This window comes from uncultured Agitococcus sp. (assembly GCF_937920075.1).
Lineage (GTDB): Bacteria > Pseudomonadota > Gammaproteobacteria > Pseudomonadales > Moraxellaceae > Agitococcus.
On record NZ_CALETI010000381.1, the window covers coordinates 1 to 1714 of the forward strand.

The 1714-nt window shown below is 35.4% G+C and carries 3 protein-coding genes; all 3 read left to right on the forward strand.

The features are described from left to right. Positions 1–412: 412 nt before the first annotated feature. Entirely contained in the window at positions 413–601 is a 189-nt protein-coding gene (locus tag Q0212_RS12870) for a hypothetical protein (RefSeq protein ID WP_297926153.1), read from the forward strand. Positions 602–605: 4 nt separating this feature from the next. Then, a complete protein-coding gene (locus tag Q0212_RS12875) occupies positions 606–902 on the forward strand; it encodes a hypothetical protein (protein WP_297926155.1) in 297 nt (98 codons plus the stop codon). A 543-nt stretch (positions 903–1445) separates the two neighbouring features. Next, the gene (locus Q0212_RS12880; RefSeq protein WP_297926157.1) at positions 1446–1640 is read left to right on the forward strand and encodes an AlpA family transcriptional regulator; all 195 of its coding nucleotides are present in this window, start codon (positions 1446–1448) and stop codon (positions 1638–1640) included. Positions 1641–1714: the final 74 nt, after the last annotated feature.

Genomic DNA, 1714 nt, shown 5'->3' on the forward strand with positions numbered 1-1714 from the left:
AAAACAGGCTTTTTTAGTACGCAAGAAAGTGTACGCAGTAGTGTACGCAGCAAAACAGCCTTTTTTATGGTTCGTCAAAATTATTGAACACTTGGCGCATGATGGGGGGGAGTATCAAAACTTTGCGCGAACACTGGCCAAGACCGCGCCCTAGTCATTTTTTTATATCCCCAAAATACACATTGGGGATTTATAAAACCTTGACTAAACCTTGCCGTAATCTTGCCCCGATTGCCTAAAATAATAGGCTTTATTGATTCCAATAAAATCATCAGCAAATAAGGCGTAGAACTTATCGCATAATATCGATTATGTTAAATAGATGTTTTTTACACATCAAAATAATAAAAATAACTTTATCAATTAGTGTATTTTGATATACTCAAAACAGACAAAAAACGAGTATATCATTATGCAATTAGCCGTTATTGATGAGTTGATAACTCAGCACAAAAACATTGTTAAAAAATATCCTGACAATAAAGAGAAGTCAGCCTCCTACCTGACAGGCTTTATTGATTGCGCCCGACAAGCTGAACTTATCAGCAAAGCAGACTATGAAGATTTTAAAGCACAGATTAACGATTTAAGAATGGGGTGAATAAATGGATAACTCAGCCTTAAAACAATTACACGAGCTAAAGCATATTGTCGCTGTTTGGAATTTTAAGCCGCACGAATCAGCACCAGTACAGATTATTGAAGATGAAGGCAAATTTTATATTTCTGTTTTTGATTATGTAACAGGCCGACCCATAAGTTTAAAGCGTCAACGAGGCGAAGGTGAACGCCCTTTTGCATCATTAGACACAGCGTACAACGCCATACGCACAGGTTTAGACTGGCAAGGCAAAATAGAACTTTTACTTTTCAATGATGGCACCGATAACCCGACCAAATAAGCCGCGTTTGCTTGTTTGTTGTGGTGATGGTTGCTTGTGTTTAGTCATGTTTTTAATGATTAAGCGTAAATACTAAACGACAGATATGTTTACTGACACGTAATTACGTTAAGTTATCCACAAGCAAACAAGCCCTAACTTATTGCATTAGTTAATGTTTTATTTTTTAAGGTTTTTTTAGTGGTAGTTATCCACAGTTTTTTTGCACTTTTTACTACTTGCTAATAATTGATTATTATGAGTATTATCTGCATTGTTACACAAAAAAACGCCCTCAAAACAAGATGTTCAGAGAGCGTCTTTTTTGTAAATCCACGCGTAAGAGCCAAAGTTACCAGCCAAAACTCTAAACGCATTTTTTTTCAAACAAAGGAGTAAACCAGTGTTTTTTTAGTGCAAAAAAACAAACGTCCGTTTTTTGTTTTGATACACCAAAGCAAATTTATACTCTTTAGTACTCTAAAGACAATAGTATAAAACGTACAAAAACGTATTTTGGCCTTAAAAGACATTTGGTTTGCTCAAAATTGAGACTAAACCAACATGACCAACCATTCATTTATAAGTTTAACGACTGCAGCAAAACGGACTTCGTTAAGCCGTTCTACACTTCGCAATTATTCCAAACAAGGCAAATTTCCCCCATTAATCGCCATTACCGAAAAACGATTAGGTTTTTTATTGGCTGATGTTGAACAATGGATTCAAGAACGTATTGCAGCAAGAGAGGCCAAATAATGAATATCCTCTTATTGCTTAATACGATTATTTATTTATTGGCAAAGGTAAACACACATGACGATTTAACACAG

Excerpts from the sequence above, each read along its gene's own strand:
- Q0212_RS12870 (WP_297926153.1), top strand. The coding sequence starts at position 413 with ATGCAATTAGCCGTTATTGATGAGTTGATAACTCAGCACAAAAACATT.
- Q0212_RS12875 (WP_297926155.1), top strand. The coding sequence starts at position 606 with ATGGATAACTCAGCCTTAAAACAATTACACGAGCTAAAGCATATTGTC.
- Q0212_RS12880 (WP_297926157.1), top strand. The coding sequence starts at position 1,446 with ATGACCAACCATTCATTTATAAGTTTAACGACTGCAGCAAAACGGACT.